This window comes from Trichococcus flocculiformis, from assembly GCF_963662535.1.
Lineage (GTDB): Bacteria > Bacillota > Bacilli > Lactobacillales > Aerococcaceae > Trichococcus > Trichococcus flocculiformis.
The window spans coordinates 1,358,689-1,384,884 of the sequence record NZ_OY759718.1; the positions used below are offsets into that span (position 1 = coordinate 1,358,689).

General features: G+C 47.2%; 22 protein-coding genes. 17 read left to right on the plus strand and 5 right to left on the minus strand.

What is annotated here, in order from left to right; all coding sequences use genetic code 11:
- The first annotated feature begins 147 nt into the window (after positions 1-147).
- The 5 genes from ACKPCD_RS06590 to ACKPCD_RS06610 all read left to right on the plus strand — a co-directional run bounded on the left by ACKPCD_RS06590 (position 148) and on the right by ACKPCD_RS06610 (position 6,624).
- Positions 148-1,005: a methyltransferase domain-containing protein gene (locus tag ACKPCD_RS06590; RefSeq protein WP_321434433.1), complete on the plus strand. Its 858-nt coding sequence runs from the start codon at positions 148-150 to the stop codon at positions 1,003-1,005.
- 187 nt (positions 1,006-1,192) lie between these two features.
- A complete protein-coding gene (locus ACKPCD_RS06595; RefSeq protein WP_321433553.1) occupies positions 1,193-2,881 on the plus strand; it encodes an IS1634 family transposase in 1,689 nt (562 codons plus the stop codon).
- Between the two features lie 390 nt (positions 2,882-3,271).
- Entirely contained in the window at positions 3,272-4,429 is a 1,158-nt protein-coding gene (gene queG, locus ACKPCD_RS06600) for a tRNA epoxyqueuosine(34) reductase QueG (RefSeq protein ID WP_321434434.1), read from the plus strand.
- 26 nt (positions 4,430-4,455) lie between these two features.
- Complete coding sequence (trmL, locus tag ACKPCD_RS06605; protein WP_068559865.1) at positions 4,456-4,965, plus strand: tRNA (uridine(34)/cytosine(34)/5-carboxymethylaminomethyluridine(34)-2'-O)-methyltransferase TrmL; 510 nt, start codon at positions 4,456-4,458, stop codon at positions 4,963-4,965.
- 126 nt (positions 4,966-5,091) lie between these two features.
- A complete protein-coding gene (locus ACKPCD_RS06610) occupies positions 5,092-6,624 on the plus strand; it encodes a phosphohexomutase domain-containing protein (protein ID WP_321434435.1) in 1,533 nt (510 codons plus the stop codon).
- A 65-nt stretch (positions 6,625-6,689) separates the two neighbouring features.
- Here the strand turns inward: ACKPCD_RS06610 and ACKPCD_RS06615 are convergent, their stop codons facing one another.
- Positions 6,690-8,051 (minus strand): hemolysin family protein, encoded by a 1,362-nt coding sequence (locus ACKPCD_RS06615; protein WP_321434436.1) that lies wholly within the window; start codon positions 8,049-8,051, stop codon positions 6,690-6,692.
- Positions 8,052-8,526: 475 nt separating this feature from the next.
- Between ACKPCD_RS06615 and ACKPCD_RS06620 the strand changes: the two genes are divergently transcribed.
- The 5 genes from ACKPCD_RS06620 (at position 8,527) to ACKPCD_RS06640 (ending at position 17,256) form a co-directional block, all read left to right on the plus strand.
- A complete protein-coding gene (locus ACKPCD_RS06620; RefSeq protein WP_321434437.1) occupies positions 8,527-10,608 on the plus strand; it encodes a PBP1A family penicillin-binding protein in 2,082 nt (693 codons plus the stop codon).
- Positions 10,609-11,252: 644 nt separating this feature from the next.
- On the plus strand, positions 11,253-11,603 hold the full coding sequence (locus ACKPCD_RS06625) for a YlbF/YmcA family competence regulator (protein WP_321434438.1): 351 nt from the start codon (positions 11,253-11,255) through the stop codon (positions 11,601-11,603).
- Between the two features lie 600 nt (positions 11,604-12,203).
- Positions 12,204-13,463: an exonuclease SbcD family protein gene (locus tag ACKPCD_RS06630; protein WP_321434439.1), complete on the plus strand. Its 1,260-nt coding sequence runs from the start codon at positions 12,204-12,206 to the stop codon at positions 13,461-13,463.
- The gene (locus tag ACKPCD_RS06635) at positions 13,444-16,266 is read left to right on the plus strand and encodes an ATP-binding protein (protein ID WP_321434440.1); all 2,823 of its coding nucleotides are present in this window, start codon (positions 13,444-13,446) and stop codon (positions 16,264-16,266) included. Before ACKPCD_RS06630 ends, ACKPCD_RS06635 begins: the two co-directional genes overlap by 20 nt.
- Positions 16,267-16,287: 21 nt before the next feature.
- Entirely contained in the window at positions 16,288-17,256 is a 969-nt protein-coding gene (locus ACKPCD_RS06640; RefSeq protein ID WP_068559883.1) for a 3'-5' exoribonuclease YhaM family protein, read from the plus strand.
- A gap of 61 nt (positions 17,257-17,317) precedes the next feature.
- On the opposite strand, the gene ACKPCD_RS06645 is transcribed toward ACKPCD_RS06640, so the two are convergent.
- Positions 17,318-18,304: a peptidylprolyl isomerase gene (locus ACKPCD_RS06645; protein ID WP_321434441.1), complete on the minus strand. Its 987-nt coding sequence runs from the start codon at positions 18,302-18,304 to the stop codon at positions 17,318-17,320.
- A 243-nt stretch (positions 18,305-18,547) separates the two neighbouring features.
- On the opposite strand from ACKPCD_RS06645, the gene ACKPCD_RS06650 reads away from it, so the two are divergent.
- Positions 18,548-18,976 carry a MarR family winged helix-turn-helix transcriptional regulator gene (locus ACKPCD_RS06650; protein ID WP_321434442.1) on the plus strand — a complete coding sequence of 143 codons (429 nt, stop codon included), beginning with the start codon at positions 18,548-18,550 and terminating at the stop codon, positions 18,974-18,976.
- Positions 18,977-19,079: 103 nt separating this feature from the next.
- On the opposite strand, the gene ACKPCD_RS06655 is transcribed toward ACKPCD_RS06650, so the two are convergent.
- Both ACKPCD_RS06655 and ACKPCD_RS06660 read right to left on the minus strand, forming a co-directional pair.
- Complete coding sequence (locus ACKPCD_RS06655) at positions 19,080-19,460, minus strand: YtxH domain-containing protein (protein WP_276645605.1); 381 nt, start codon at positions 19,458-19,460, stop codon at positions 19,080-19,082.
- Between the two features lie 2 nt (positions 19,461-19,462).
- Entirely contained in the window at positions 19,463-19,897 is a 435-nt protein-coding gene (locus ACKPCD_RS06660; protein ID WP_321434443.1) for an HIT family protein, read from the minus strand.
- A 174-nt stretch (positions 19,898-20,071) separates the two neighbouring features.
- Here ACKPCD_RS06660 and ACKPCD_RS06665 point away from each other — a divergent pair, with 174 nt between their 5' ends.
- From ACKPCD_RS06665 to trmB, 4 genes are all read left to right on the plus strand, one after another.
- Complete coding sequence (locus ACKPCD_RS06665) at positions 20,072-20,809, plus strand: ABC transporter ATP-binding protein (RefSeq protein WP_276645608.1); 738 nt, start codon at positions 20,072-20,074, stop codon at positions 20,807-20,809.
- The gene (locus tag ACKPCD_RS06670) at positions 20,806-22,038 is read left to right on the plus strand and encodes an ABC transporter permease (RefSeq protein WP_321434444.1); all 1,233 of its coding nucleotides are present in this window, start codon (positions 20,806-20,808) and stop codon (positions 22,036-22,038) included. The genes ACKPCD_RS06665 and ACKPCD_RS06670 overlap by 4 nt, the downstream gene beginning before the upstream one ends.
- A gap of 508 nt (positions 22,039-22,546) precedes the next feature.
- Positions 22,547-23,344 carry a phosphotransferase gene (locus ACKPCD_RS06675; protein WP_321434445.1) on the plus strand — a complete coding sequence of 266 codons (798 nt, stop codon included), beginning with the start codon at positions 22,547-22,549 and terminating at the stop codon, positions 23,342-23,344.
- Between the two features lie 72 nt (positions 23,345-23,416).
- Positions 23,417-24,082: a tRNA (guanosine(46)-N7)-methyltransferase TrmB gene (trmB, locus tag ACKPCD_RS06680; protein WP_068559896.1), complete on the plus strand. Its 666-nt coding sequence runs from the start codon at positions 23,417-23,419 to the stop codon at positions 24,080-24,082.
- Between the two features lie 62 nt (positions 24,083-24,144).
- Here the strand turns inward: trmB and ACKPCD_RS06685 are convergent, their stop codons facing one another.
- Positions 24,145-24,495 carry a PepSY domain-containing protein gene (locus tag ACKPCD_RS06685; protein WP_232309280.1) on the minus strand — a complete coding sequence of 117 codons (351 nt, stop codon included), beginning with the start codon at positions 24,493-24,495 and terminating at the stop codon, positions 24,145-24,147.
- Between the two features lie 254 nt (positions 24,496-24,749).
- Here ACKPCD_RS06685 and pepA point away from each other — a divergent pair, with 254 nt between their 5' ends.
- Both pepA and ACKPCD_RS06695 read left to right on the plus strand, forming a co-directional pair.
- Positions 24,750-25,826, plus strand: coding sequence for a glutamyl aminopeptidase (gene pepA, locus ACKPCD_RS06690; protein WP_321434446.1), 1,077 nt, complete (start codon positions 24,750-24,752; stop codon positions 25,824-25,826).
- Between the two features lie 14 nt (positions 25,827-25,840).
- Positions 25,841-26,152 carry a thioredoxin family protein gene (locus ACKPCD_RS06695; RefSeq protein ID WP_086988291.1) on the plus strand — a complete coding sequence of 104 codons (312 nt, stop codon included), beginning with the start codon at positions 25,841-25,843 and terminating at the stop codon, positions 26,150-26,152.
- Positions 26,153-26,196 lie beyond the last annotated feature (44 nt).

Here is a 26,196-nt window from a genome sequence, read left to right on the forward strand (position 1 = left end):
CTCCACTAATATGAATGCGGTTCCATTTTATGAACCTGAAGCAAAAGCTGATTCCAAAAGGTTTCTATGGTAAACTGTTAGAGGAGTTTTGAGACAGTAAGCGCCTGACGCCGTATGAACGCGCGGGCCGAGAAAGGGTAGTATATCATGAAAAAAATTGAAGCGGGCAGTCTTTATCTGGAAAAACATCGGAATCTTTTCCAGTGCCCAATCTGCAAAGGGGACTTTGAAACGGTGGGTGGACACAGCGTCGTCTGTGCGAATGGGCATCACTTTGATGTTTCCAAAAAGGGGACCCTGCATCTTTTGATGAAGGGCGGCCAGAACGAATACGGCAAGGAAATGCTGTCGAGCCGGAAAAATTTGGCGGACACCGGTTTCTTTTTCCCATTTTTGGATGCCGTATATGCCCATATCGACAAGCCGGAGTCGGCGACGGTTCTGGATGTCGGTTGCGGGGAAGGGTCGCATCTGCATTATTTGACCGAAAAAGGCTTGAAGGGGACAAAAATAGGCTTTGATATTTCGAAGGATGCGATCCAGTTGGCGGCCAGCAACTTTTTCCCGGATGCTTTCTGGTGTGTGGCCGATCTGGCGCATTCGCCTTTTGCAGAGAGTGCTTTTGATGTCATCTTGAACATCTTCTCACCATCGCAGTACCAGGAATTCGACCGTGTTTTGAAACCAGGCGGCAAGGTCATCAAAGTTGTGCCGAATGCACAGTATCTGATCGAATTGCGGGAGCAGTTGTATGCCCTGGATACGACAAAAAGAGAGTACGACAATCAACAAGTGGTGGATCGATTCTACGAAATCTATCCGGATGCAATCAGCGAAGAAGTAGCTTATAGTGTGGCTCTTGATGCGCAAAGCTATGGCTGGCTGATGGAGATGACGCCTTTGTCATGGGGTGCTTCTGAAACGGCGTTGGCAAATGCGGCGGCAAATCCTTTGAAGTCCGTCACAGTGGCAGTCACACTTTTGGTCGCCAGCAAGTCAATCTGATTTATGTACAACCGGACTATGACCTCAATTTTCAGAAAAATGTTGACACAGCGGTGTGATATGCTATAATCCCGACTTTGACAGTTAAAATAGTAAAATTTGAATGAAAAGCTTGCGGCTGTAGGAAAAAACGCAAGTTTTTTAAATTTTATGTTGTTGTGAACGGTTATGTATAGTATAATGAGGTATGTTTGTAAAAGTGACCAAAAACCGCGAAGGCACACAATATGTTTCGATTGTGGAAGGCTATCGCGAAAAAGACAAAGTAAAGCAACGTACCATCAAATCTTTGGGAAAGCTGAAAGATCTGGAAGCCGGGAATCCTAATTATTTAGCGGAATTAAAGGAGGACGTAAAGGCAGGTAAGTTTCAACCGGAACCGGAAACCCTTTCTCTCACCCTTGATTTGAATAAAAAAATATCAAATCCACTCCAGAACTATGGGTGGCTCCTTTTGGATGAAATTTATCGCAGCCTAGGAATCTCAAAAGTTTTCCGAGCACACGAAAAAGAAACAAGCTCCCAAATAGACCTCGATAAATCGATGCGCCTCTTGATGGCAAAGAGGGTCTTGGATCCCCAAAGTAAGTGGAAGAGCGTTCAGTCCCAAGGGGACCTATTCGGTGACTTCGATTTGGCCGCACATTCGGTCTATCGAGCGTTGGATACTTTCAGCCTGCTGAGCGAAGAGATCCAACTACAGATGCACCAAGCCATCACCAAGGATGTCGGACGTACGGGGGCATTAGTTTTTTATGATGTCACGAACTACTATTTTGAAACCGATTTGGACGATGAGCCTGTCGAGGTTGAAGGTGAGATTCTGCCTGCTTTTCGGAAACGGGGTCCCAGTAAGGAGAAGCGGCCAAACCCGATTGTCCAGATGGGATTGTTTATGGACACCAACGGTATTCCCATCGCTTATCGTTTATTTCCTGGCAACTGTGTGGATGTTAAGACCTACCTACCGGCAGTCGAACAAATCAAGAAACAGTTTGGCATCCAGCGAATTGTTGTTGTAGCTGATAAAGGCATGAACAGCAAGAACAACATAACCGAAACACTCCAGAACAAGGACGGATACCTTTTCAGTCAAAAGGTCCGCGGCACCCGAGGTGCACCAAAGGATATCCAAGCGTTCGTTCTGGATTCAGAAGATTGGATCACCAATGAGCAGGAAACCTTCGCAAAGAAATCGATGATCCGCAAAAGAACAGTGAATAAAAAGGAAATAACCGAGAAAATCCTCGTAACCTGGAATCAGAAATATGACTTCCGTGAAAAAATCCGGCGTAAGAAATCGGTGGAATATGCGGAGAAATTGACTGCAGGAGAGAGATTCCGATTGACCATGAAAAAAGGTGGAAAGCGATACTTGGATGTGGAGAGCGTCGATGAAGAGACTGGTGAAATCAAAAAACTCACACCCCATATTTCCATCGATGAGGAACAGATTGCTTTTGATGAACAGTTTGACGGAATCAATGTCTTGATCACCAGCGAGACGGAAATGAGCGATGAAGAGATGTTGGCTAGCTACCGCTCGTTGAGCCGCATTGAGGATTGTTTCAAAACTTTGAAAACAAACTTTGACGCGCGTCCAATCTATGTCTGGACTCAACCCCACATTGAGGCACACTTTCTGATCTGTTTCATCTCCTTAACCATCATGCGGTTATTAGAATACAAACTGGATGGACAGCTTAGCCCTGAAAGAATACAGAGTGCTCTTATCAGCGCGCAATGCCGTCCGTTGGACAAAGGCTACTGGGAAGTCTTCGGTAGCGATGACTTCTTGAAAATCAATGAACTTCTCGGGAAAAAATGGGATTTTCAATTTGTACCGCTAGAGGTCCTACGGAAGTACGGTAAGTAGCGTGTGTGCACAACAAATTCAAAACGAGAAAAAGCAGCTAAAAACCTTGATATAACGGGTTTTATCGCTGCTTTTTCTTCTATAAACTGTCAAAGTCGGGAGTCACACTTTTGGTCGCCAGCAAGTCAATCTGATTTATGTACAACCGGACTATGACCTCAATTTTCAGAAAAATGTTGACACAGCGGTGTGATATGCTATAATACGTATATCATTTTGTAGCCATTATTATCGTTTTGTTCCACAAAATGACCTTGCCCAACGTATCGCATTCGCCGTGCCTGACACCGAAACGATACGTTTTTTTTGTGCGTATTTTCGCAATCTTTTTCGGAGGTCGACAAGGACACCGAACGGTACATAAAATACTGATTGTCAGGAGTATAGGAAATGGATTTTGCAGCATTAAAGGCTGAAATAATAGAAGAAAGCAAAAAACTCGGAATCGATAAAGTTGGTTTCACGACTGCCGAACCTTTTGAATATATGTTGGAAAGTCTGAAGGAGCAGCATGCGAAGGGCCACACTGTCGGTTTTGAGCACCCGGTTCTGGAGGAACGGATCTATCCGGACCGGATATTCGATAACCCGCAAGCAATCCTTTCGATTGCGCTGGCTTATCCGAGCAAAATGACCGAAAAGGCTGAGCGGGTGCGCGGAGAACGCCGCGGCAATTTCTCGCGCGCTTCCTGGGGGACTGACTACCATGTCATCCTCCGCGAAAGGATGGACCGATTGATTGCTTTTATCCAGGAAAAGATGCCGGATGCCCGCTTCAAGCCGATGGTGGACACGGGCGAGCTGATCGATACAGTGGTGGCGCAACGGGCTGGATTGGGCTTCATCGGCCGTAACGGGCTGTTGATCACGCGCGAATTCGGGTCCTATGTCTACTTGGGGGAAATCATCACCGACATTCCTTTCCCAGCGGATGAGCCGGGTGTCTTCGGTTGCGGGGAATGCACGCGCTGTGTGGACTTCTGTCCGACCGGAGCGATCCTCGGTAATGGCCAACTGAACCCGAACATTTGCCTTTCCTACCAGACGCAGACAAAAGGGTACATGCCGGAAGAATACCGCCAAAAAATTGGCCATGTCATTTACGGATGTGATATCTGCCAGCAAGTCTGCCCGTATAACCGCGGCATGGATCATCATTTACATCCCGAAATGGAGCCTGAACCAGCAAGCGTCACGCCCGTGTTGCAACCGATGTTGACGATTTCGAATCGGGAATTCAAGGAGCAGTTCGGTCATCTGGCAGGCTCATGGCGCGGCAAAAAACCGCTGCAGCGCAACGCTGTCATCGCCTTGGCGAATTACCGCGACCGGACGGCGATTCCGGAACTGCTGCGGATGATCGAGCAAGATCCCCGTCCAGTGCTGCGTGGAACGGCTGCTTGGGCTATCGCGGAGATTGTACGCGAGCCTAATCCGGAAATGTTGGCTTTTTTCTCCGAACGGCTTATAATCGAAACGGATGAAGAAACCAAAGCTGAAATGGAGAAAGCGTATCTGAAAATGCTTGAAATCCAGAAAACAGATTAATCTAACAGAATAAAGGAGTCTCATTTATGACCAACCATATCGTACTATTTGAACCGCAGATCCCTGCGAATACAGGCAATATCGCGCGCACTTGCGCTGCAACCAACACTACTTTGCATCTGATCGAACCGTTGGGCTTTTCGACCGATGATAAGCAGCTGAAACGTGCCGGGCTTGATTATTGGCATGACGTGAACATCATCCATCATGCGGATCTGGCGGCTTTCCTCGACTATTTGGGCGATCGCCAGCTCTATCTGATCACCAAGTTCGCCGACCGCATCTACAGCGAGGCCGACTTCACGAAGGACGAGGACATCTTCTTCATCTTCGGCAAAGAGACGACGGGCCTACCTGAATCTTTCATGCAGGAAAACGCTGAAAAATGCCTGCGCATTCCGATGAACGATGAGCATGTGCGCTCCCTGAACCTGTCGAACACAGCCTGCATGGTGGTCTACGAGGCGTTGCGTCAGCAAGGATTCCCGAATCTGGAATTGACTCACACGTATGAGAACGATAAATTGAAGGGCTAAAGCCTCACCCAGTTGATAATTTCACAAGTAGAATGGCCAAAAGCGAAAAAGCTTCGGCCGTTCTTTTTTTATTTCCAGTGAATAGGTATAATGGATGTAACGTAAAATTGAAAAGGGGATGGAATAATGGATAAAGCTGCATTATTGGCCTTACAGAATGGGTCGGATGTCCGCGGGATTGCGATTTCGACGGATAAACATGAAGCGACGCTTACGGCGGACAAAGTGACGCGTATCGGATACGGTTTCGTGGAGTGGTTGCAAAAAGATAAAAATATCAATCTGAACAGCGAAAAGAAAGTCAAAATTGCGATCGGACAGGATAGCCGCTTATCCGGAGGGGATATAAAAGCTGCACTGATGGCAGGCATGGCGACTTATGCCATCGAAATCATCGATGTCGGCCTCTGCACTACGCCGGCGATGTTCATGTCGACGCAGTACAAAGATTACGCGACGGATGCAGCAATCATGATTACGGCCAGCCATCTTCCCTATGAATACAACGGGCTGAAATTCTTCACCAAAACGGGTGGAGCGGAGCACGAGGACATCGAGGCAATTTTGGAATACGCCTACGAAATACCGGAAGCATTCGCTGAAGAAGAACAAACCGCAGTTGTGACCGAGATGGATCTGCTTTCGACTTATGCAGCCGATCTCCAGGAAAAAATCCGCAAAGGCATCGCTTCAGCGGAAAATCCTGAGAAACCATTGACTGGACGCCACATCATCGTGGACGCCGGCAACGGAGCGGGCGGATTCTTTGTGGAACGGGTGCTGCAGCCTTTGGGGGCCAACACTTCCGGTAGCCAATTCCTGGATCCGGACGGCACTTTCCCGAACCACGTCCCGAATCCGGACAACAAAGCGGCAATGAAGAGCATCCAGGATGCGGTGATCGCAAACAAGGCTGATCTTGGGATCATCTTCGACACGGATGTGGACCGTTCCGCGATCGTCGACAGCGACGGAAAAGCGTTCAACCGCAACAATCTGATTGCCTTAATTTCAGCGGTGCTGTTGAATGAAGATCCAGGCGCGACAATCGTAACAAATTCCGCGACTTCCGCTCATCTGGAGACGTTCATCACGGGCCTTGGCGGGGTCCAGGACCGTTATCTGACCGGCTACCGGAATGTCATCAATCGCGGCATCGAATTGAATGAAGCGGGCACCAATGCAGTGTTGGCGATTGAAACGAGCGGACATGCGGCGCTGAAAGAAAATTATTTCCTGGATGACGGTGCCTACCTGATCGCAAAGCTGCTGATCGCAGATGCGCAGTTGTCAACGGAAGGAAAACGCTTGGGCGATTTGATCGCGACACTGGGTCAACCGGCGGAAACGATAGAGTATCGCTTTACGATTATCGAAGAACCGATTTTTGAAGTGGGTAATGCCATCATCAAGGATTTTGCAGCTTTCATTGCTGCGACCGAGGACATGGCATTGATTGCGAATCATCTTGAGGGCGTGCGCGTGAATCTGAGCGGCCAGTACGGAGAAGGCTGGTTCATCCTGCGGTTGAGCCTTCATGAACCGTTGTTGGTATGGACAATCGAAAGCGATGCAGTCGGCAAACTGCCGTTGATCGCACAGACCGTGCTGCCTTTCTTCAAAGGGCGTCCGGAGTTGGATACAGGGCATCTTCATTAAGAAATCACATCAAAAAAAGCTTTGCGACAGGCGTTCAAAAGCCTGGTCACAAAGTTTTTTTTTACTTATTCGGTTACTTCGGTTTCTTCTGAATCTGCAGATTCGACTTGGTTCTTCATTTTCTTTGTCGTGAAAATATCGATGACGATGATTGAATTTTTTTCTTTTTGGATCGCCTTGAAGCGGTAGCCGTGGTATTCGACTTCTTCGCCTTCCTTGACGTCATACTTTTGGTCCAGCAACCAGCCACCCATCGTATCCACGTTTTCGTTGTCGATGTCCAAGCCGAACAGATCATTGACATCGTCGATCAACATGCGGGCACTGATGCGGTAATGGTTTTCGCCAAGCATGATGAATTCAGGTTGATCTTTCGTCTCGAAATCATCGCTGATGTCACCGACGATTTCCTCCACGATGTCCTCCATCGAAACAAGGCCGCTTGTGCCGCCGTACTCGTCGATCAGAATGGCGACTTGGTTGTGTTCCTTTTGCATCTTGACCAGAAGTTCCTTGATCGGAATCGTCTCGATTACCGTGATGACCGGACGAACGAAGTCGGTGACGGTGAATTTGCTTTCGTCTTTATTCTGGACGGCTTCGACAAAGGCGGCAAAGACTTCTTTCGTGTTGATGACGCCTACGATCGAATCCTTGTCATCGCGCATGACCGGATAGCGGGTATATTTTTCCTGTTGGACCACATTTGCGATATCGCTAAGTGACATATCGAAGTCCACCGCTACGATTTCCGTCCGGGGAACCATGATTTCACGTGCCATCCGCTCATCGAAGTTGAAAACATTTTCCACGAATTGATACTCTTCACGATTGATTTCACCGCTCTTCAAGCTTTGACTCATGATCAAGCGCAGTTCTTCTTCGGACACATTGTCGTCCGATTCGCCGATCGTTTTCATCCCGATCGCTTTGGAAATGCCGTTAGCCGTTTTATTCAGCACAAAAATCAAGGGAAACATCACGCGGTACCAAATATTCAACGGTCTTGCGATACGAAGGCCCATTTTCTCCGTGCGGCTCAAGGCTACGTTTTTGGGAACGAGTTCACCGATGATGACTTGGATGGAAGTCAAGACAGAGAATGAAACAACAAAGGACAGGATGGTTGCGGCCGCATCGGGGATCGGCAAGTTACCGAAAAGCGTATCGAACAGGCGCTTAAAGGTAGGATCCCCTAACCAACCAAGGGCAAGAGATGTGATCGTAACCCCCAGTTGCGTCGCTGAAAGATAGCTGTCGAGTTTAACGGTCATATTTTTTAATAATTTTGCTTGCGGATTTCCTTCTTCAACCAGGAAATCCAGCCGGGAAGGGCGGATCCTCACGAGCACATATTCGGACATAACGAAAAAAGAAGCAATGAAAAGAATGAGGAAAAATAATAGTAAACCGGTTGTAATTGACATAATTGATTGCCTGCTTCCTTTATAGAGAGCAGACTTCACCTCCTGTGAAATAATGATCCTGAATAGGAAATTTCTTCACGAGATCTCTGGTTTCACGCTGAAACAAATGAAAGCGACCAAAAGAATCCCTGAAAATACGCGTTTTCGAAAATTCTTTTGGTCTACAGATGGTTGTCATCTGATGCGTTCTGTCCCACTGGTGCCACCTACCTTAATAATTATTTAAGCAAAATTCGGTTAATTCAAAACGATACTTATGCTAAAATTATAAATCAAAATAGAGAAATTGCAATACGAGAGCATTTCTGCGACTTAAGTCGGTTTCTTATTTGAGCGATTCCTGTTACTATGATACGGAATCTGTTGTTGCAATGTGCTTTCATGTGAAAAGCTTAGGTTGTGTCTCCACTGCCACGCGCACCGCAAAGGCATTCAGCAAGTTGGGGGGATGTATTAAATGAAGAAGGATGAAAAAATGCAAAATAAACCATTTAAAGAAATGTTGAAAGCCGGATGGGCCCGTTTCAATGAGAAACGCAAGAACCTCTGGCGGAAATACCGGATCAACAAGTTTATCATCTTGTTCTTGTTGATCGGGACATTAATCAGCAGCACCTATCTAGTATTTTTGGCTAAGACCGCCAATGTCGAAAATCTCAAGGCAGGTCTGGAACAGACAACTGTCATCTACGATCGCTACGGCAATGAAGCCGGGGAACTCTATTCGCAGAAAGGGACGTTCGTGACGATCGACCAGATTTCTCCAAATATCCAGACTGCCGTCGTTTCAACGGAGGACAAACGGTTCTATAAGCACACCGGTGTTGACCCGATCGGAATCGGCCGTGCCGCTGTCGGTTTCGTTCTGAACGGCGGTAATATTGTCGGTGGGGGTTCGACGCTTACCCAACAGTTGGCCAAAAATGCCTACCTGACATTGGATCAGACATTGATCCGCAAAGCAAAAGAGCTGTTTTTGGCATTCGAAATCGAAAGTAAATACACGAAGGACGAGATCCTGGAGATGTACCTGAACAACGCTTACTTCGGTTCCGGGGTGTGGGGTGTCGAGGATGCCTCGCAGAAATACTTCGGAAAACCGGCGAGTGAAGTCAGCTTGTCGGAAGCAGCGATTCTGGCGGGAATCCTGAAGTCGCCGAGTTACTACAATCCAATTGACAATAAAGAAGCGAGCATTGCTAGAAGGAACACGGTTCTGCAACTGTTGGCGGACAACGCGTTCATCGATCAAGCCACCGCTGATGCGGCAATGGCTGAAGACATCAATGTGGTGGGTACCTATTATGCAAACAGCAGTTACAACTATCCCTACTATTTCGATGCAGTCATCGATGAGGCCGTCAATACCTACGGCTTGGATGAAGAGGATCTGCTGAACCGGGGCTACAAAATCTACACCGGTCTGGATCAGGATTATCAGTTTCAGATGGATAATGCCTATGCGAATGCTAATCTGGCGACTGCGGAAGAAGAAATGCCTTTACAGAGTGCCTCTGTTGCTTTAGAGCCGGCAACCGGGGATGTGCTCGCTGTCGTGGGCGCAACTTATTACGAAGGCTTCCGGACTTTTAATCGGGCGACCCAGATGGCCATGGCGCCTGGTTCGACCATCAAACCATTGTCCGTCTATACACCGGCTCTTGAGGCCGGATACGAAGTCGATGCGGAAGTGATGGACGATGATTCCTTGACTTACGGTGATGATGCTTATTCTGTTTCGAACTATGACCGCAACAGCTTGTATGACACTTTACCGATGTACCAGGCGATTGCCGAGAGCAAGAACACATCTGCAGTATGGCTGTTGGATAAACTGGGTATCCAAAGAGGAATCTCCAAACTGGAGGATTTCGGAATCTCGATCGGCGAAGTGGATGAGAATTTGGGCGCTATTGCGCTCGGTGGGATGAGCAAGGGCGTGACACCGTTGCAACTAGCCAGTGCCTATACGACTTTCGTGAATGAAGGGGTGCGTACGCAAGCACGCTTCATCACGAAGATTGTCGATGCGACCGGAGCGGTGATCGTGGACAATACGAAGCCGGAAACAAACCGCGTCACAACAGCCGCAGTCGCGGAGGAAATGACGAGCATGCTGATGGGGGTGTATGCAGATGGCGGTACCGGGGCATCTGCGCAACCATCGAATGGTATGGTGATTGCCGGGAAGACCGGAACGACGGAACTTGACCGGGAAACAGGCTATATCAAGTCGCAATGGATGGTAGGGTACACACCGGATTTAGTCGTCGCAACCTGGTTGGGGTATGACGAAACCAATGAAATCCACAACCTGAACAATGCCGGTAAGACGATGGCGAATCTGTACAGTGCCGAGATGGGGGCTTTGCTGTCGATCAGCCCACAGACCGAATTTGCTGTCGCTGCTGCCGAAGAAACCTATGACAGTGGCATCATAAATGGGCTGAAGAATGGATTGGATGAGTTCATGAATGGTATGGGTTCGTTCGGTCAAAGCCTTGGTGAGGGTACGCAAAAATTGTTTGATTGGGCCAATGAGGCTTTCGGGCAGTAAGAATTGATTTAAGGGGAAGACAAGCTGTGACGGCTTGTCTTTTTTTAAATGCTTGTTGAAGGAATGTCCGATAATTGTAGGGAATCGGACAAGCGGAGAGCGAATGTCCTACTGTTTGTCCGATAAGGCGGAAGAATTGGACAAGCGGAGAGCGAATGTCTTGCTGTTTGTCCGATAAGGCGGAAGAATCGGACAAGCGGAGAGTGAATGCCCAGCTGTTTGTCCGATAAGCCGGAAGAATCGGACAAACAGAGTATATTGTGGTAGTCCTCTTAGTGCTCGATTTCTACCCGGGATTCATCACGCTCTGCGGAAACGCGTTCTGATTCGCAGGGGATTCCGCCTAAGCTGCTATTACGTCACGGCCAAAAAGCGGCCGTTCTCGTAATAGCCTCTTAGTGCTCATCCCCTAAACGCGAATCATCACGCTCTATCAAACGCGTTCTGATTCGCAGATACCTCTAACGTTTCACATCCAGCTGTCGTCCACAAAAGAGGTGAACGGCAGCTGGATGCTCCAACGTACGGGGAGCTAAACGACTTTTCTCACGCTCTGATAAGAACATATTTTCGTGTTTTTTGATGGCTTTATTGTTCGGATAATGTTATAGTTTATGTAATATGCGAATGGAAGGAATGAGATAATGAGTAATATTTATGATACAGCTTATGAGTTGGAAAAAAATCTGCGTGAGGCTTCTGTTTTTACCGAGTTGTCTGCAGCTTATACTGCAATGAGAGAAGATCAAGTTGCGTTTGAATTGTTTGATGAGTTCCGTAATGTGCAAATAGGACTGCAACAAAAACAAATGACTGGCGAAGCGATCACTGATGACGATGTGGCTTCTGCTCAGGCCATCGCTGAAAGAGCATCCGGCAACGAAGTTATCCAATCTTTGATGGCTAAAGAGCAACAGTTGAGCCAATTGATGGAAGAAATCAATGCCATCATCACAAAACCGTTGCAAGAACTATACGCGCCTGCACAAGATTAAAACTTAATTTTTGACGACAAGCTGTGACCATTTCCGAAAGAATGGCCGGATGATAGACAAGGACAGGATCTAACGCATTGCCGATCAATGCCATCCAACGTTCTTCATCCGCTATTTGGAAGAAATGGTGCAGCTTTTTTGATGCTTCTAGGATCATATAAAAATTTTTAGAATCAAAAGTGCGTCACCGTAGGTTTTTCACAGGATTGCAAAATATTTCATGCATCCAATATAGATGGCTAGCTTCACGGGTAAGCCCTTCGGAAAAAAGAATAAGGAACCTCTTGTCTCTGCGAGCCAAGACATACTGTTCGACTAATCTGCTGACGCAGAAAGTCTCTCAGCAATTGCGCTCTACGATGCTCAGTTGCATGGGAGTCTTTGGGATTCATCCCTTAGACTCCCAGTACAAGGTGACCGTAGGGAACGTTGCGTGGACAGATTTCCTAAATTGTCATGACTCTTGCGATTTCAATCGCTTAGAGGCATGATACACTTGACCGATTAGGTCACAGTGTTTCCTTAATCAGGGCTGAACGAACCCGTTCAGCTTTTCTTATTTAACAGATTTAGCATAGAATGCAGAGAGAAGGACAGCTTGTGATTACATTTATCCATACAGCGGATCTCCATCTGGATAGCCCTTTTAAAGGAATCAAACAGCTGGAACCGCAACTTTTTGATGCGATTTACCAGTCCACTTTTGCTTCTTTTCGGGAATTGGTGACGCAAGCCATCTCGGCAGAAGTCGATTTTTTCCTGATCAGCGGGGATATCTACGATGAGGAGAATCAGAGTGTGAAGGCGCAGGCTTTTCTGAGGGATGAATTGGGACGTCTGGATCGGGCGGGTATCCCGGTTTATTTGTCGCATGGGAACCACGATTTCCTCGGAAGGGAGTCGCTTAAACTGCAGCTTCCCGGAAACGTAACTGTCTTCGAAAAAGAGGTCACCACCGAAATTTTGACTACGAAAGCAGGTGAGCGGGTGGCTATCACCGGCTTCAGTTACCCGTCCAGATGGGTTGAAGAGCGGATGATTGTCGATTATCCGAACCGGAATCATACAGTGGATTACCACATCGGGATGCTGCACGGCTACCTTGAAGGACTGAACTCTTCCGAAGGTGTCTATGCGCCGTTTTCTTTAGGCGAATTGAACGCGAAAAACTATGATTATTGGGCTTTGGGACATATCCACAAAAGACAGCAGCTTCAGGAGGCTCCTCCTGTCGTCTATTGCGGAAATACGCAAGGGCGTAATCCGAACGAGACAGAAGCAAAAGGTGCGTATTTGGTGACACTCCGGAAAGGAATGATACCGACATTGACTTTTCTCCCAACGGCGCCGATTGTTTGGGAAAAAGAAATGATGTCGTTGCGTGGCTGTAAAACTTTGAATGATGTGCTTGCGCGCATCGAGGAACGTATGGAGCAGCATCGTGCTATGAGTGAATCGAGCGTACTGTTTTCGTTACAGTTTACAGACATCCAAGGGCTACATCCCGATGTCGTCAAAAAAATCGAGGACGAAGAAATACTGGACGGTGTCCGGCAAAGGTTGGAACAGCCTTTCATTTACCTGTACCAGTTGAAAATAGCAGTCGATACGGAACAAGAACTGTTTTCGTTCGATCAGGTCATGAAGGAAAGTTTTTCGAAAAGTTGGACGGAAATCAGCGGAGATGACGTATTCTATCAACAGCTGGACAACTTTTTCCAGCATCCGCTCATCAGGACAACTTTCCCTGATTTAAAAAAAGACCGAAGCTTCAAAGAGGAAGCGTTGGCGGCTGCCAAAAAGAGGATCGTGCAGGCCGTCGCGTTTGAGGAGGAAGACAGTGAAGATACGGAAGATTGAAATATACGGCTACGGAAAATGGGTAAACCAAACCTTTGATGATGTGCAGGATCTGCAGGTCTTCCACGGCAAAAATGAAGCCGGCAAAAGTACCTTGTCATCCTTCATCAACAGTATCCTCTTCGGGTTCCCCAATGCCCGCAAGAAAGATCAGAATCTGTACGTTCCGAAGCAAGCGCAAGCATACGGTGGTCGCTTGTTTTTGGCGGACACGCGGTTCGGTGATGTCATCGTGGAGCGGGTGAAAGACCGCAATAAGGGGCAAGCAGTCGTTACGCTGGCGGATGGCGTGCAGCAGACGACAAAAAATCTCGGGCGGTTTTTATTGGGGATGGACAGGGAGACTTTCGAGTCCCTTTATACATTCAAAATAGACAGCTTGCTTTCCTTGAAAAAAACTCAAAAAGAAGATCTCAATCATTATCTGCTGAGCATCGGCACCAGCGGGAGTGAACGCTTGCTGCAATTAGCGAAAGAATACCGGGACGAAGCGGCGAAACGCTTCAAACCGACAGGCAGCGTGCCACCGTTGAACAAGAAGATACAGGCTGCCGAAAAATTGCAAAGGAAGCTTCAGCAATCAAAAGCGAAAAATGCGACGTATGAAACGTCGCTGCTGCATTTGTCGGATAGTCAGAAACAGCAGGCCGAACTATTAGCCCGTCAACAGGAACTGGAGCAGGAACAAACTGCAATCGCAGAGAGCTTACGGTTGGCGGACAGTTATCAGGAGTGGAAACGGCTGAACAAGGAAATCACGGCAGTCGATTACAGCGAAGTGCCGGAAGATGCCCGTTACCAATGGCAGAGCCAGCAGGAAAGAATGGCCGCTTCGATCCAAGCGCAGACGCAACTTCAGGAAAAATTAGCGCAACTGCAGAAACAATTGGGCGAATTTGTCCACGTGGAATGGTACAAAGAGCACCAATCCGATTTTGCTGCTTTGCAGCACAGTGTCGCCAAAACGCAAGCGGATCTGAATAAGATCACGTATCTGGAAAATGAAGTCAGCAACAACAAGGCCGATTTGGCCAAACAAAAAATGGCCTTTGGGTTGAATCTGGCCCTTCCCACACCGGAGCCGCTTAAGGAAGAAGAACGCGTCCGACTGCAGCGGCTTGCCCAGGACTTCAAACAGATCGAGGAACAACTGCTGCGTTTGGACCACAACATCGGCTTTCATGAGGAGCAGCTGGAAACGCTCCAGAAAGAAGAGACGCGTCTCCAACACGAGAAGTTGGCTGATGATGCTTATGCGGCGCTGCAAAGCGATGTGCAACAGCCGAGCCAAAGGAGGTCTACGCCTGCAGTTACGAAAAAAAGTCCGCTCGGCCTGTTGTTTGTGGCTGCAGCTGTATTTCTGGTCCTGTCCTTTGTGCTGGCGGATTTCAGGGCAATTGCTTGGGCGTTGTCTGCTGTGCTTGCTGTCGGTGGTGCTATCCTGACCAGAAGAAAACAACAGACACGAACGAAGGACGTTGCCTCCCCAGAAGGCTCCCCCGAAAATACGATGGAGCAATTTCTGAAGCAGGCTGCCGTCCGCGAAAGGATCTCGGCAATAACAAGGGAGCTCGAAGAGTTGCAGGATAAATTCCTGGAGATTTTGAACGATCGTGAGGAGCTGGAGGAACGCGGAAAGATACTCAAAACCGAATGGGAGATCTTCCTGCAGCAGAAAGGCTATCCGGCCCGCATGACGGCACCGGAACTCCTGCAATTGGATCCCGGTGCCGTGTTGGCGGAGAAGTCCGCCCTGATCATCAAACAGGAAGCCGAAATGGACGATCTGAGTCTCGCCGTGGACAAATGGAATGAGCAGACTGCGTTCATCCGCAGCCGTTTCCATTTTGAACATCTGACGGTCACTGAAATGGCCGCACGCTTCCCCGAGATACTGAATGCCGTCGTTTTGGAAGAAAGCATGGCTGCAAATGTTCAGGATAAAATCAACGAACTGCAGCAAGAGTTGGAACTGATCCAACGCGACCTTGCTGAGTCCCATCGACAGCGGCAGCAGCTCTTGGATCAGGCCAACGCAAAGACCGAAGCCGAGTTCTACCAGTTGCTGGCGTTGAAGGAGAAGCAAGAACAAAACCTCAAGCGCAAGGAATTTCTGGATGAACAGGTCAATGGCCGCGAGCAACTCCTGGATCGATACGGCGATGCGAAGAAAAGCATGTCCCTTTACGAAAAGAATGATTTGGAAATGCAGCAGCTGAAGGCCGAATTGTCGAGACTGCAAAGAACGGAAGTTGAACTGAAGCACCAGCTGGAACAATTGGAAGAAGGCGGAATCTACAGTGCCTTGCTGCAGGAGTTTGCTTTGGCTGAAACCGAACTGAGGGATCTTGCCGTCGAGTGGGCTGGCTTGGTCACCGCCGGAGAATGGATAGAACGGGCACTGCGGTACGGGAAAGAGGATCGCCTGCCGCTGATGCTCGACGATACGATAACCTTCTTCAGTCGCTTGACGGAAGGTGCATACACCGGCATCGCGTTCCAAAAGAACGGCATGAAGGTGCAGCGTCAGGACGGAACGACCTTTTTCCCGAATGAATTGTCGCAGGGGACGGTAGAACAGTTGTACATTGCGCTGCGGCTGGCGTTTGTCAAGAACACTGCTGATATCGTCAGTATGCCGATCTTGATTGATGATGGTTTTGTGAACTTCGACGAGGACAGGAAGAATATCATGTTTACTTTGCTGGAGGAGCTTAGTGAAAATGTTCAGGTACTTTTTTTCACGTTTGACGATGCCTGTGTTCAACGATTTTCACAGAAACAAGTATACATGTTAAAATAGGAGTGAAAGGGGCTGGTAGGGGTGGCCAAAAAAATATACGAACATGAAATCGATGATAATTTTGAAATTTATGTACTGATCAAAAGTGCGGATATCCGTCTGGCGAAAAACGGCAAGAAATTCATTGCCTTTACTTTCCAGGACCGCAGCGGTCAGATCGATGGGAAATACTGGGACGCAAAAGAGGAGGACATCCAGCAATTCCAAGCTGGTCAAGTCGTTGCCGTAACCGGCAAACGGGAACTGTATCAGAACAATCCCCAACTGCGCATCACAAAGCTAAGGCTCGCTAGGGAAGGGGAACCAAGCCGACCTGAACTTTATATGGAACGTGCTCCGTTGAAATCGGAAGAAATGGTGGAGGAAGTCAGCCAAATTTTGTTTGAGATCACGAGCGCGCCGATCAACCGGATTGTCCGGCATATACTCAAAAAATATCAACGGGAATTTTTCGAGTATCCCGCTGCGAAGCGTCATCATCATGCCATCGTGGGCGGACTGGGTTTCCATACGGTTTCGATTTTGCGGATGGCGAAAACGGTCATTCAACACTATCCATCAGTCAATAAGTCTTTGTTGTACGGTGGCGTTATTCTCCATGACATCGGAAAAACGATTGAGTTGAGTGGTAGTATGTCGACAGAGTATACCCTGAAAGGGAACCTGATCGGACACATCGTCCTTATCGATGAAGAAATCACCAAAGCCTGTCTCTCTTTGAACATCGATGAGGATAGTGAAGAAGTCATTCTGTTGAAACACATTGTTCTGGCGCATCACGGCAAACAGGAATTCGGCTCGCCGGTAACACCGCATCTCCTGGAAGCCGAAATCATCCATCATCTGGACAATTTGGATGCTTCCATCAATATGATCGATACGGCTTTGTTGCGCACGACGCCAGGAACGTTCAGCGAGCGCATTTTCGGGTTGGAGAACCGCAGCTTCTATAAGCCGCTCTTTGTCCAACCTTCTGAAGAAGGGCAATAATAAAAACACGCAAGTTACCGGAATCAAGAGCCGGTAGCTTGCGTGTTTTACGTTATTGGTATTAGTTTGAAGATTCGGATGTAGCTGATTCCGCTTCTTCAGTTGCAGAAGTTGCTTCTGAACTAGTCTCTTCTGAAGTTGTTGCTTCGGATGTTGCATCTGATGAACTAGTTTCTTCAACAGGTAAGAATTGATCGATCGCTGTTGCCAGGTCTTCGTCTTTGATTTCAACGTTCGCGGCTTGGACGATTGTGGACATGACGGATGTCAGATAATCATTGTCGGCAAGTTTTTCGTCCATCATCACTTTCTCGATGTTTTCGCGTTCTTCTTCCAATGTTCCTTTTTCTGTCTTCTCGATCATTTTGATGATGTGGTAGCCGTATTCGGTAGCGACTGGTGTTTGTGTCACTTCACCGACTTCAAGCGCATAAGCAGCTTCTTCGAATGCTGCGACCATTTCGCCTTTTCCGAACAATCCTGTTTCTCCGCCATTTGAAGCTGTTCCGGTATCAGTCGAGTTGGCTTTTGCCAATTCAGCGAAATCCGCGCCTTCATTGATCTGGTTGATCAAGTCTAAAGCAGTCGCTTCATCCGCAACCAAGATATGCTGTACGTTGATTTGTGGTTGGTAAGCTTCATAATAAGCCTCCACTTCTTCATCCGTGAAAGTTGTTTCAGCTCTTACTGCTGCTTCGATCAGTTTGTTCAAATATAGAACATCTTGGTATTCTTCCTTATTTGCGAAGCCTGATTGTGACAAGATATAGTTGAATGTTTCTTCACCGCCGTATTGTTGGATGGTCGTCAACAGTTCAGCTTCCGTCTCTGCTTCCAACTCATTCTTGCCGATCGCATCGTTCAATACGTCGATCAAGATCAGACGTTGCAAGACGGTTTCACCGATTGAGGCTTTCATTGCTTCATATAATTCATCTTTCGTGACATCGCCTGCTGGAGTCGTTGCGACAGTTTCGCCAGTCGCACAGCCTGCTAATGTGATGGCCGTCAAGAAAGCAACGGACGTCAATGCTAATTTCTTCTTCATGAATGTGGCACTTCCAATCTATTTCTATTTATCTATCCCATGAATAACCATCTATAAATATATCATAAACGCCGTGATTATGGAAAATATTCCTTAAAAACGCTAGCAAACTTCTCAGAAAATTCATATCTGCAGATAAAACCGAAAGTATACAAAGTATCCGCGTCGAGTCGCGGCAGATTGCTCAAAATGCCAATATTTGGTATCATAAGTTGATAATTCGAAAGAGATGGAGGGGACTTTGTGAAATGTGAAATGAGTTCTGCGTTTTGCCAATGGCTGGAAATCAATAATTTTCATTTGAGAGTCGAGGGTGCGTTGGAAAAAAGTTTGCAGATAAACCATAATCTTTCTCTGAAAGAGTTCTATGTCCTTTATTTCTTATCACAGGAACCGGAGCAAAAACTGAAGCTCCAGGATTTGGAGGGAAAGGTTGGCTTAAGCCAAAGTGCGGTATCGAGACTGGTCAGCAAGTTTGAGGCTAAGGGCTGTGGTGCGTTGGAGCGAAATGTCTGCGAGCATGATCGGCGGAGCATCTATACGTCCTTAACCGAAACGGGTGCGGCAAAACTGAAGGCAGCGGCTGCGACGGTGGAACAGGTACTCACGGAGTCTTTTTCGGAAATGCCAATCCAAATACTGTTTAAACAAGATGATATTCAAAATAAGTAGAGCTTCTTGATTGGAGTCTTTTTGATAGGAAGTAAAAAAAATACGACTTGCCAAATGACCGATGATCCGGTGTGCATTTGGCAAGTCGTATTTTTAATGTACATTATTGTGATGGGGCATCTGTCGTTGCAGGCATTTGCGATTCCATGCTTGCAGCGACTTTTTCCATATCATCAGTCAAAATGGCAAGTTTATCGTTGATGCGGTTGATTCTTGGTTGGGCCTGTTGCGTAAAGCTCTCAATCGATTTGGTGACTTCCTCTGAAACGGCATTGACGGAAGCCAATCCTTCGTTGGTCAAGGATTGGATCGCTTTGCGCAAACCTTGAACGCTCTCATTGAGATCCTCTACCGCAAGTGTGTTGTCCTCAAGGTAAGCTTTCGCTTTCGCGCGGTTTTCTTTTCCGCTGCGCGGGGTGTTCAGCAACCCCAGCAGACCGCCGACTACCGTACCGAATACTATTCCTTCCATAAATGAGCGCATATCTATTCCTCCAGACTCTCTTTGATGGATGCTACTACTTTTGCCAATTCTTCCTGTGAGTATTTTCCTTCATGCGTTTTCCATTTCAAACCGAAACCATCCGAGTCCGAATCTTCATAACGCGGTAAGAAATGGATATGCGAATGAAAAACGGATTGATAAGCTATAGAACGGTTATTGTTCAGAATATTCAGCCCTAAAATGTCATCGCTGGAACGTTCGATTGCGCGTGCGATTTTAGGGACGCGCGAAAAGACTTCCTTCGCCAATTCTTCATCATATTCAAAAATATCAGCGACATGCTTCTTGGGTACCAGCAATGTATGACCTTTCGTCACTTGGGATAAATCCAGAAACGCAATGACGACATCATCTTCATAGACAATGCTGCTCGGGATTTCGTGGTTCGCGATTTTGCAAAAAATACAATCTGTCATAGGCTCAACCTCTTTCTGTCCATTATCTACTTTATTCTATAGCATAACTTTATCATATTTGCGTTTTTTTTGATATCCTGAGGGCAAAATGGCGCTTCGCTCAGCAAGATATTTGGGTTGGGGCGAGGCTGTGTTATAATATAAGGCACAAACGCATGTGAAAGGGACGGTTAAATGTCACTATTATTGGAGAATGTCACGGGCGGCTATACACAATTGCCCGTCATAAAAAATATAAATTTTGAGGTCAAAGCTGGTGAACTGACTGGATTGATCGGATTGAACGGAGCAGGCAAGAGTACGACCATCAAACACATCATCGGTCTGATGATGCCTTTCAGCGGAAAGATTGCGATCGATGGCCGGACATTGCGCGAGGATACAGAACGATATCGTCAGTCCTTCGCTTTTATTCCGGAGACGCCGGTGCTCTATGAAGAGCTCACCTTAAGGGAACATCTGGAAATAACGGCGATGGCCTACGGAATCACGGAAGCAGTCGCCATGGAAAAGGCGATGCGCTATATCCGGGATTTTCGTCTGGAGGACAAGCTGGACTGGTTTCCGGCTTATTTTTCAAAAGGCATGAAGCAAAAAGTGATGATCGTTTGCGCGTTCATGTTGGATGTGCCGGTATACGTCATCGATGAACCATTCCTGGGTCTGGATCCGCTTGGCATCCACTCGTTCCTGGAGATGGTCAGGGAGAAAAAAGCGCAAGGTGCAGCTATTCTGATGTCCACGCATGTATTGGCGTCTGCCGAGAAAGAATGTGATAATTTCGTCCTGCTGCACCATGGTGAGGTCAAAGTGACAGGCACGATGGTAGACCTGCAGCATGAAATGGGTATGCCGGGAGCAAGTCTCGATGAGCTTTACATCAGCTTGACGAAAGAAGTGGCGCAACCATGAACTTGGACAGTATCTGGAAAAGAAGGCAGCAACTGCACCTGAAAAAATTTAGCCGCTACAGCAAATATATCTTCAATGATCATTTCGTCCTCGTGCTCCTCTTTCTGTTGGGCGCTTTGGCTTATCAATATTCCGAATTCGTGAAAACCGTGACACCGGATTTCCTTTGGGGAAAGCTTCTGATAGTAGCTATTTTTTCCGGCAGCATTTTTATCGGTAAGCTGGCGACCTTTTTGGAGCCGGCCGACCAAGTATTCCTTTTGGCTAAGGAAAAGGAATGGGGGAGCTATTTCAGCAAAACGAAAAAATACAGCTTGATCCTTCCGGCGATTCTCTTATTCTTTCTGGCAGCCGCGGCTATGCCGATGCTTTTTGCGGGAAGAACAATCGGAGCAAATGATTTCCTGCCGATTTATGCAATTTTGTTCCTCTTAAAAATCGTCGATTTGGACCTCCAGGAGTTGAGTCTGAAGATAGGCGATAAGAAGATCCGGCGAAAAAACAAACTGTATCTGGCATGCGCGGCGATATTATCGGTCACTATCGCGATATTTTTCAATCCATGGGTTGCGTCGGTACTTGTAACGCTGTATACTATGTTTCTGCGTAAAAAAGTACAAGTGGCGTATGAGGCGCGCTATCCGCTCTATCAATGGGAGCAGATGATCGCCTCGGAAGAACAACGAAAAGCACGCGTAAACCGAATCATCAATCTTTTCACAGATGTTCCTCAAGTGAAGAGCAAAGCAAAAAGAAGAAAATATTTCGACGGCTTGTTGCGTCAGATTGAAGGCAACAGTAATTCCTATCAGTATTTATATGCGCGGGCATTTTTGCGTGGGACAGATTACAGCGGCTTGTTTTTCCGCTTATTGGTAATCGGAGCGCTGCTGCTTCTGTTTACGCCATCAGCCGGATTTTCTCTAGGCCTCAGTCTGTTGTTCCTTTACTTGACAGGCTTTCAGCTGTTGCCGCTGTATTTCCATTTCAATGATAATATGCTGTATCGGCTATATCCGACGCAGCACGAAGATAAATTCGCCGGATTCAAGCATTTTCTGGCTTACCTATTGGGAGTGGAAGGCTTTCTCTTTGCGGGAATCATCTTCATCAACAACAGTTGGCAGATGGGCTTGGCTGCAGTCGGCTTGAACGCCGGTTTCGTGTGGCTATTCATTCAGTTTTATACAGGCGGACGTACTCGAAAAAGAGAAACGACAAATTACTGATCTGCAGATTATAATAGATTCAGTTGCGAAACCCTATGGAATATTCTTGACTGAATATGTAAAGAAATCTAAAATAAGAATTGTATGCGAGCGAGGACCGTTGCGCTTTCAGAGCTAAACGAGCTACGTCGCCAAATGAACAAGTAGCGTATGAACAGAAGAGCAGACCGAGATAGCTGGGGCTTTCGTCCCGGCTCCTTCTTTTCAATGATATAAATTTATCAAATTAAAAGTGCATCACCTTTGGTGCATCACAAGTTTGCAAAATATTTCATGCACCTAAAAAGATGTCTAGCGGTCCAAGCCTGCCTCTCGGAAATTAGATAAATCTGACCCATTGCGCTCTGCGATGCTCATTTGCATGGGAGTCTTAGGGATTCATCCCTTAGATTCCCAGTACAAGGTGACCGCAGGGAACGTTGCGAGGCCAGATTTCCTAAATTTCTTTCGAGGCAGAGCGGGCTTGTACCGCTTTTCAAAACTAAAGACAGAGTAAGGAATGAGCTCGATGGATTATAAAATGGACTCAGGGTGGCGGCTACATCCCATCGGAGGAGACACAGGACAAGCTTATATGGGCACCAGAGCCGAGGAAAGAGTCTTTTTGAAAAGAAACTCTTCACCTTTCTTAGCCGCGCTTTCTGTTGAGGGGATCACGCCGCGGTTGATCTGGACCAAAAGGGTCGGCAATGGGGACGTCCTGACAGCTCAAGAATGGCTCAACGGCAGGGAGTTGAATCCGGATGAAATGAGAGGGCAGAGCGTTCGGGATATCCTGCATCGCATCCATCATTCCGAAAACCTCCTGAAGATGCTTCAGAAGGTAAAAGGCGAAATTTTCAACCCGATCAATTTCTACAACCTGTATGTGGCGGATCTGCCGGATGACCTTAAATCCAATTCAGTACTGCAACAAGCTGCTGAATATGTGAAGAACAGCATCGCCAGCATCGACGACTCGCAAAAAACGGTCTGCCACGGAGACGTGAATCGGAAAAATTTCCTGCTGGATGAGGAAGACCGGTTGTATCTGGTGGATTGGGAAATGGTCAAAATTGCCGATCCGTTCTCTGACATCAGTACCTTGCTGGTACAATACGTTCCCCATGAAGAATGGAGAGTATGGTTGGAGCAGTATGGCTTGCAGATGAATGACAATATGGAACGCCGTTTGGAGTGGTACAGCATGATGGTGTGCCTCTGCTTGATCAAAAAGAGCCATTCCCAGGAACGCAATGTGGAAATGAATCAACTGATTCTGTTGCTGAAACAGCTCTATCAGAATCGCTTGAATAGTTACTTATGAAATCCTCTTCGTCATCATACGAACGGAAAGGATTTCTTTTTTTGAAAAAAACAGATAAGAAAGAGGAGAATTATGCGCGTAAGAAATAAACCATGGGCTGCCGAAAAATTGGCTGAAAGTACCCAATATGTTGTGATGGAACCAGCGGATTGGAAAGGGAAATGGCAGGAACGTTTCGGCAATAGCCAACCAATCCATGTGGAAATCGGCTCAGGCAAGGGACAGTTCATTGTCGAGATGGCCCGCATGCACCCGGAAGTGAATTATATCGGAATCGAACGCCAGACTAGCGTGGCGGTCATGACACTCGATAAAATGATTGAATCAGGTCTGAAAAATGTCCAATTGCTGAATACGGATGGAGAGAATGTAGCAGATTTCTTTGAGGCGGGCGAAGTGGATCGCGTTTACCTGAACTTTTCCGATCCGTGGCCAAAGTCCAAACATGACAAACGCCGCTTGACCTACAAAAAATTCCTGCAGAACTATGAACAGATCCTGGTTTCCGGTGGTGAGATCCATTTCAAGACGGATAACCAAGGCTTATTCGAATATTCGTTGGCGAGCTTCTCGCAATACGGAATGACTTTGAAGCAAGTGTGGTTGGATCTGCACAAGAGCGACTTTGAGGGAAACATCATGACGGAGTACGAAGCGAAGTTCTCTTCCCGAGGAGACCGCATTTACCGCGTCGAAGCAGCGTTCCCGAAAAAAGCAACGGCTGATTCTGAAAATTAGAACCCAGACAAAAAGGAAGGAACGAAGCACTCGCAGCTTTGTTCCTTCCTTTTTCTGTTTTTTTACAATTTATAAAGATCCAAGATAGTTCCCGTGTAGGCGTCAGCAATGAATTCGTATTGGACCAACACGCCGTCCTCTTTGCGGGATATGCCACCGTAATACACATCCGTCTTTGAAGAATAACGACTGAGCGGGACGGGGTGCAGTTCGATCCAAGATCCTTCGATCGGAGCTTCAGCCAAGAACATCTTTTTGACGTTTTCCAGGATTTTATCGCCGTTGACGGTCCGTTTCTGCTCATAGCAAAGGGCTGTCACGACTGAACCGAGTACGAGTCCGGCACCGAACAGAATACCGCCCAAGATTTCTTCTTTGTGTTTTTTACACATGCATTTTTCCAAAAAGTTCATCTTATGTTCCTCCTCAAAGTAATGCGCTTACTCATTTTCTCCTTCAGTATAGCAATAATACGAAAAAAATAATAGGGAAATGTCAGAAGCGCCAGGATGCGCAAAGGAAACGTTTCCTGTACTAGGCAAGCTTTCTTAACAAATGGAATCGTTGCTATGACAAGGATGCTGCGCTATAATGGATAGGATAATCAGACACTTAAGGGGGATCGGGAGCGGCATAAGGCTAAATTTATGCCCTGCTCCATTCAAATATGGATAAGAAAACATTTGCTATGATCAAAGAATTGACGGAATTGCAGGGAACAAGTGGAAACGAACGCAACATCCGTAACTATATGCGCGAGAGAATGGCGCCTTTGGTGGATCGCATCGAAACGGATGGCTTGGGCGGAATTTTCGGAATCAGAGAGCATGAAGATGAAACGGCACCGCGCATCATGGTCGCGGCACACATGGATGAAGTGGGTTTCATGGTGTCCGGCATCACGGAGCGCGGATTGTTCCGGGTCGTGCCGCTCGGCGGTTGGAATGCTTATGTCGTTTCGGCACAGCGCTATACCCTGCAGACGTCCAAAGGCGATATTCCTGTGATTTCCTCTTCGGTTCCGCCGCACTTATTGCGCGGGGAGGGTGAAGGCAAAAAAGTCAAAGTGACGGACATCCTGTTCGATGCGGGGTTCGATACAAAAGAAGAGGCGATGGCATTCGGAGTCCGTCCCGGAGATACGATTGTTCCCCAGGTGGAAACGATTTGGACCGCCAACAAGAAGAAAATCATTTCAAAAGCGTGGGACAACCGCTACGGGAATACGGTCGTTTTGGAGACGCTGGAAGCATTGAAAAATGAAAAGTTGCCGAACACTTTGATAGCCGGCTCCAACGTGCAAGAAGAGGTCGGACTGCGTGGAACAAAAGGGGCCGTGCACAAGTTCAAGCCGGATCTGTTCTTCGCGGTGGATTGCTCGGCTGCGGATGATTTGACGACGACCAAGGATACGTTCGGCCATCTGGGGGAAGGTTTCCTTTTGCGGATCCAGGATCCAGGCATGATCACCTTGAAAGGGATGCGCGAATTTCTGTTGGATACAGCGGAAACGCATGATATCCCTTATCAGTATTTTGTTTCCAAAGGCGGAACGGATGCGGGTGCCGCCCATGTCATGAATGACGGGGTGCCTAGCGCGGTCATCGGCGTCTGCGCCCGCTATATTCACACACATCAGACAATGTTCCACATCGACGATTACGCGGCAGCCAAGGAAATGGTTGCGCAAGTCATCAAAGCATTGGACAAGAGCACTTATGAAACGATCATGGCCATGAACTAAGGAGGAACTTGATTATGGACAAACTGAAAGATCTGGATCAATTCAAAGAACTGCGTGATTCGGGAAAAACGGTCTTCGTCTTCATGACCGGTTGGTGCCCGGATTGCCATTACATCCGCCCATTCATGCCTGAGGTGGAAAATAAATTTACGGATTTTCGTTTCGTCGAGATAGACCGCGATGATTTCGGCACGCTGGGTGAAGCGTTACAGATCTCCGGAATCCCGAGCTTCGTCGTCTATGCTGAGGGAGAACTATTGGGTCGTTTCGTCTCACGCAACCGGAAGACGCAAAAAGAGATTGAAGCCTTTTTGGAACAATTGTGATACTATTTCGGTTGGGAAAAATAAATGAAGAAGCATAAAGGAGC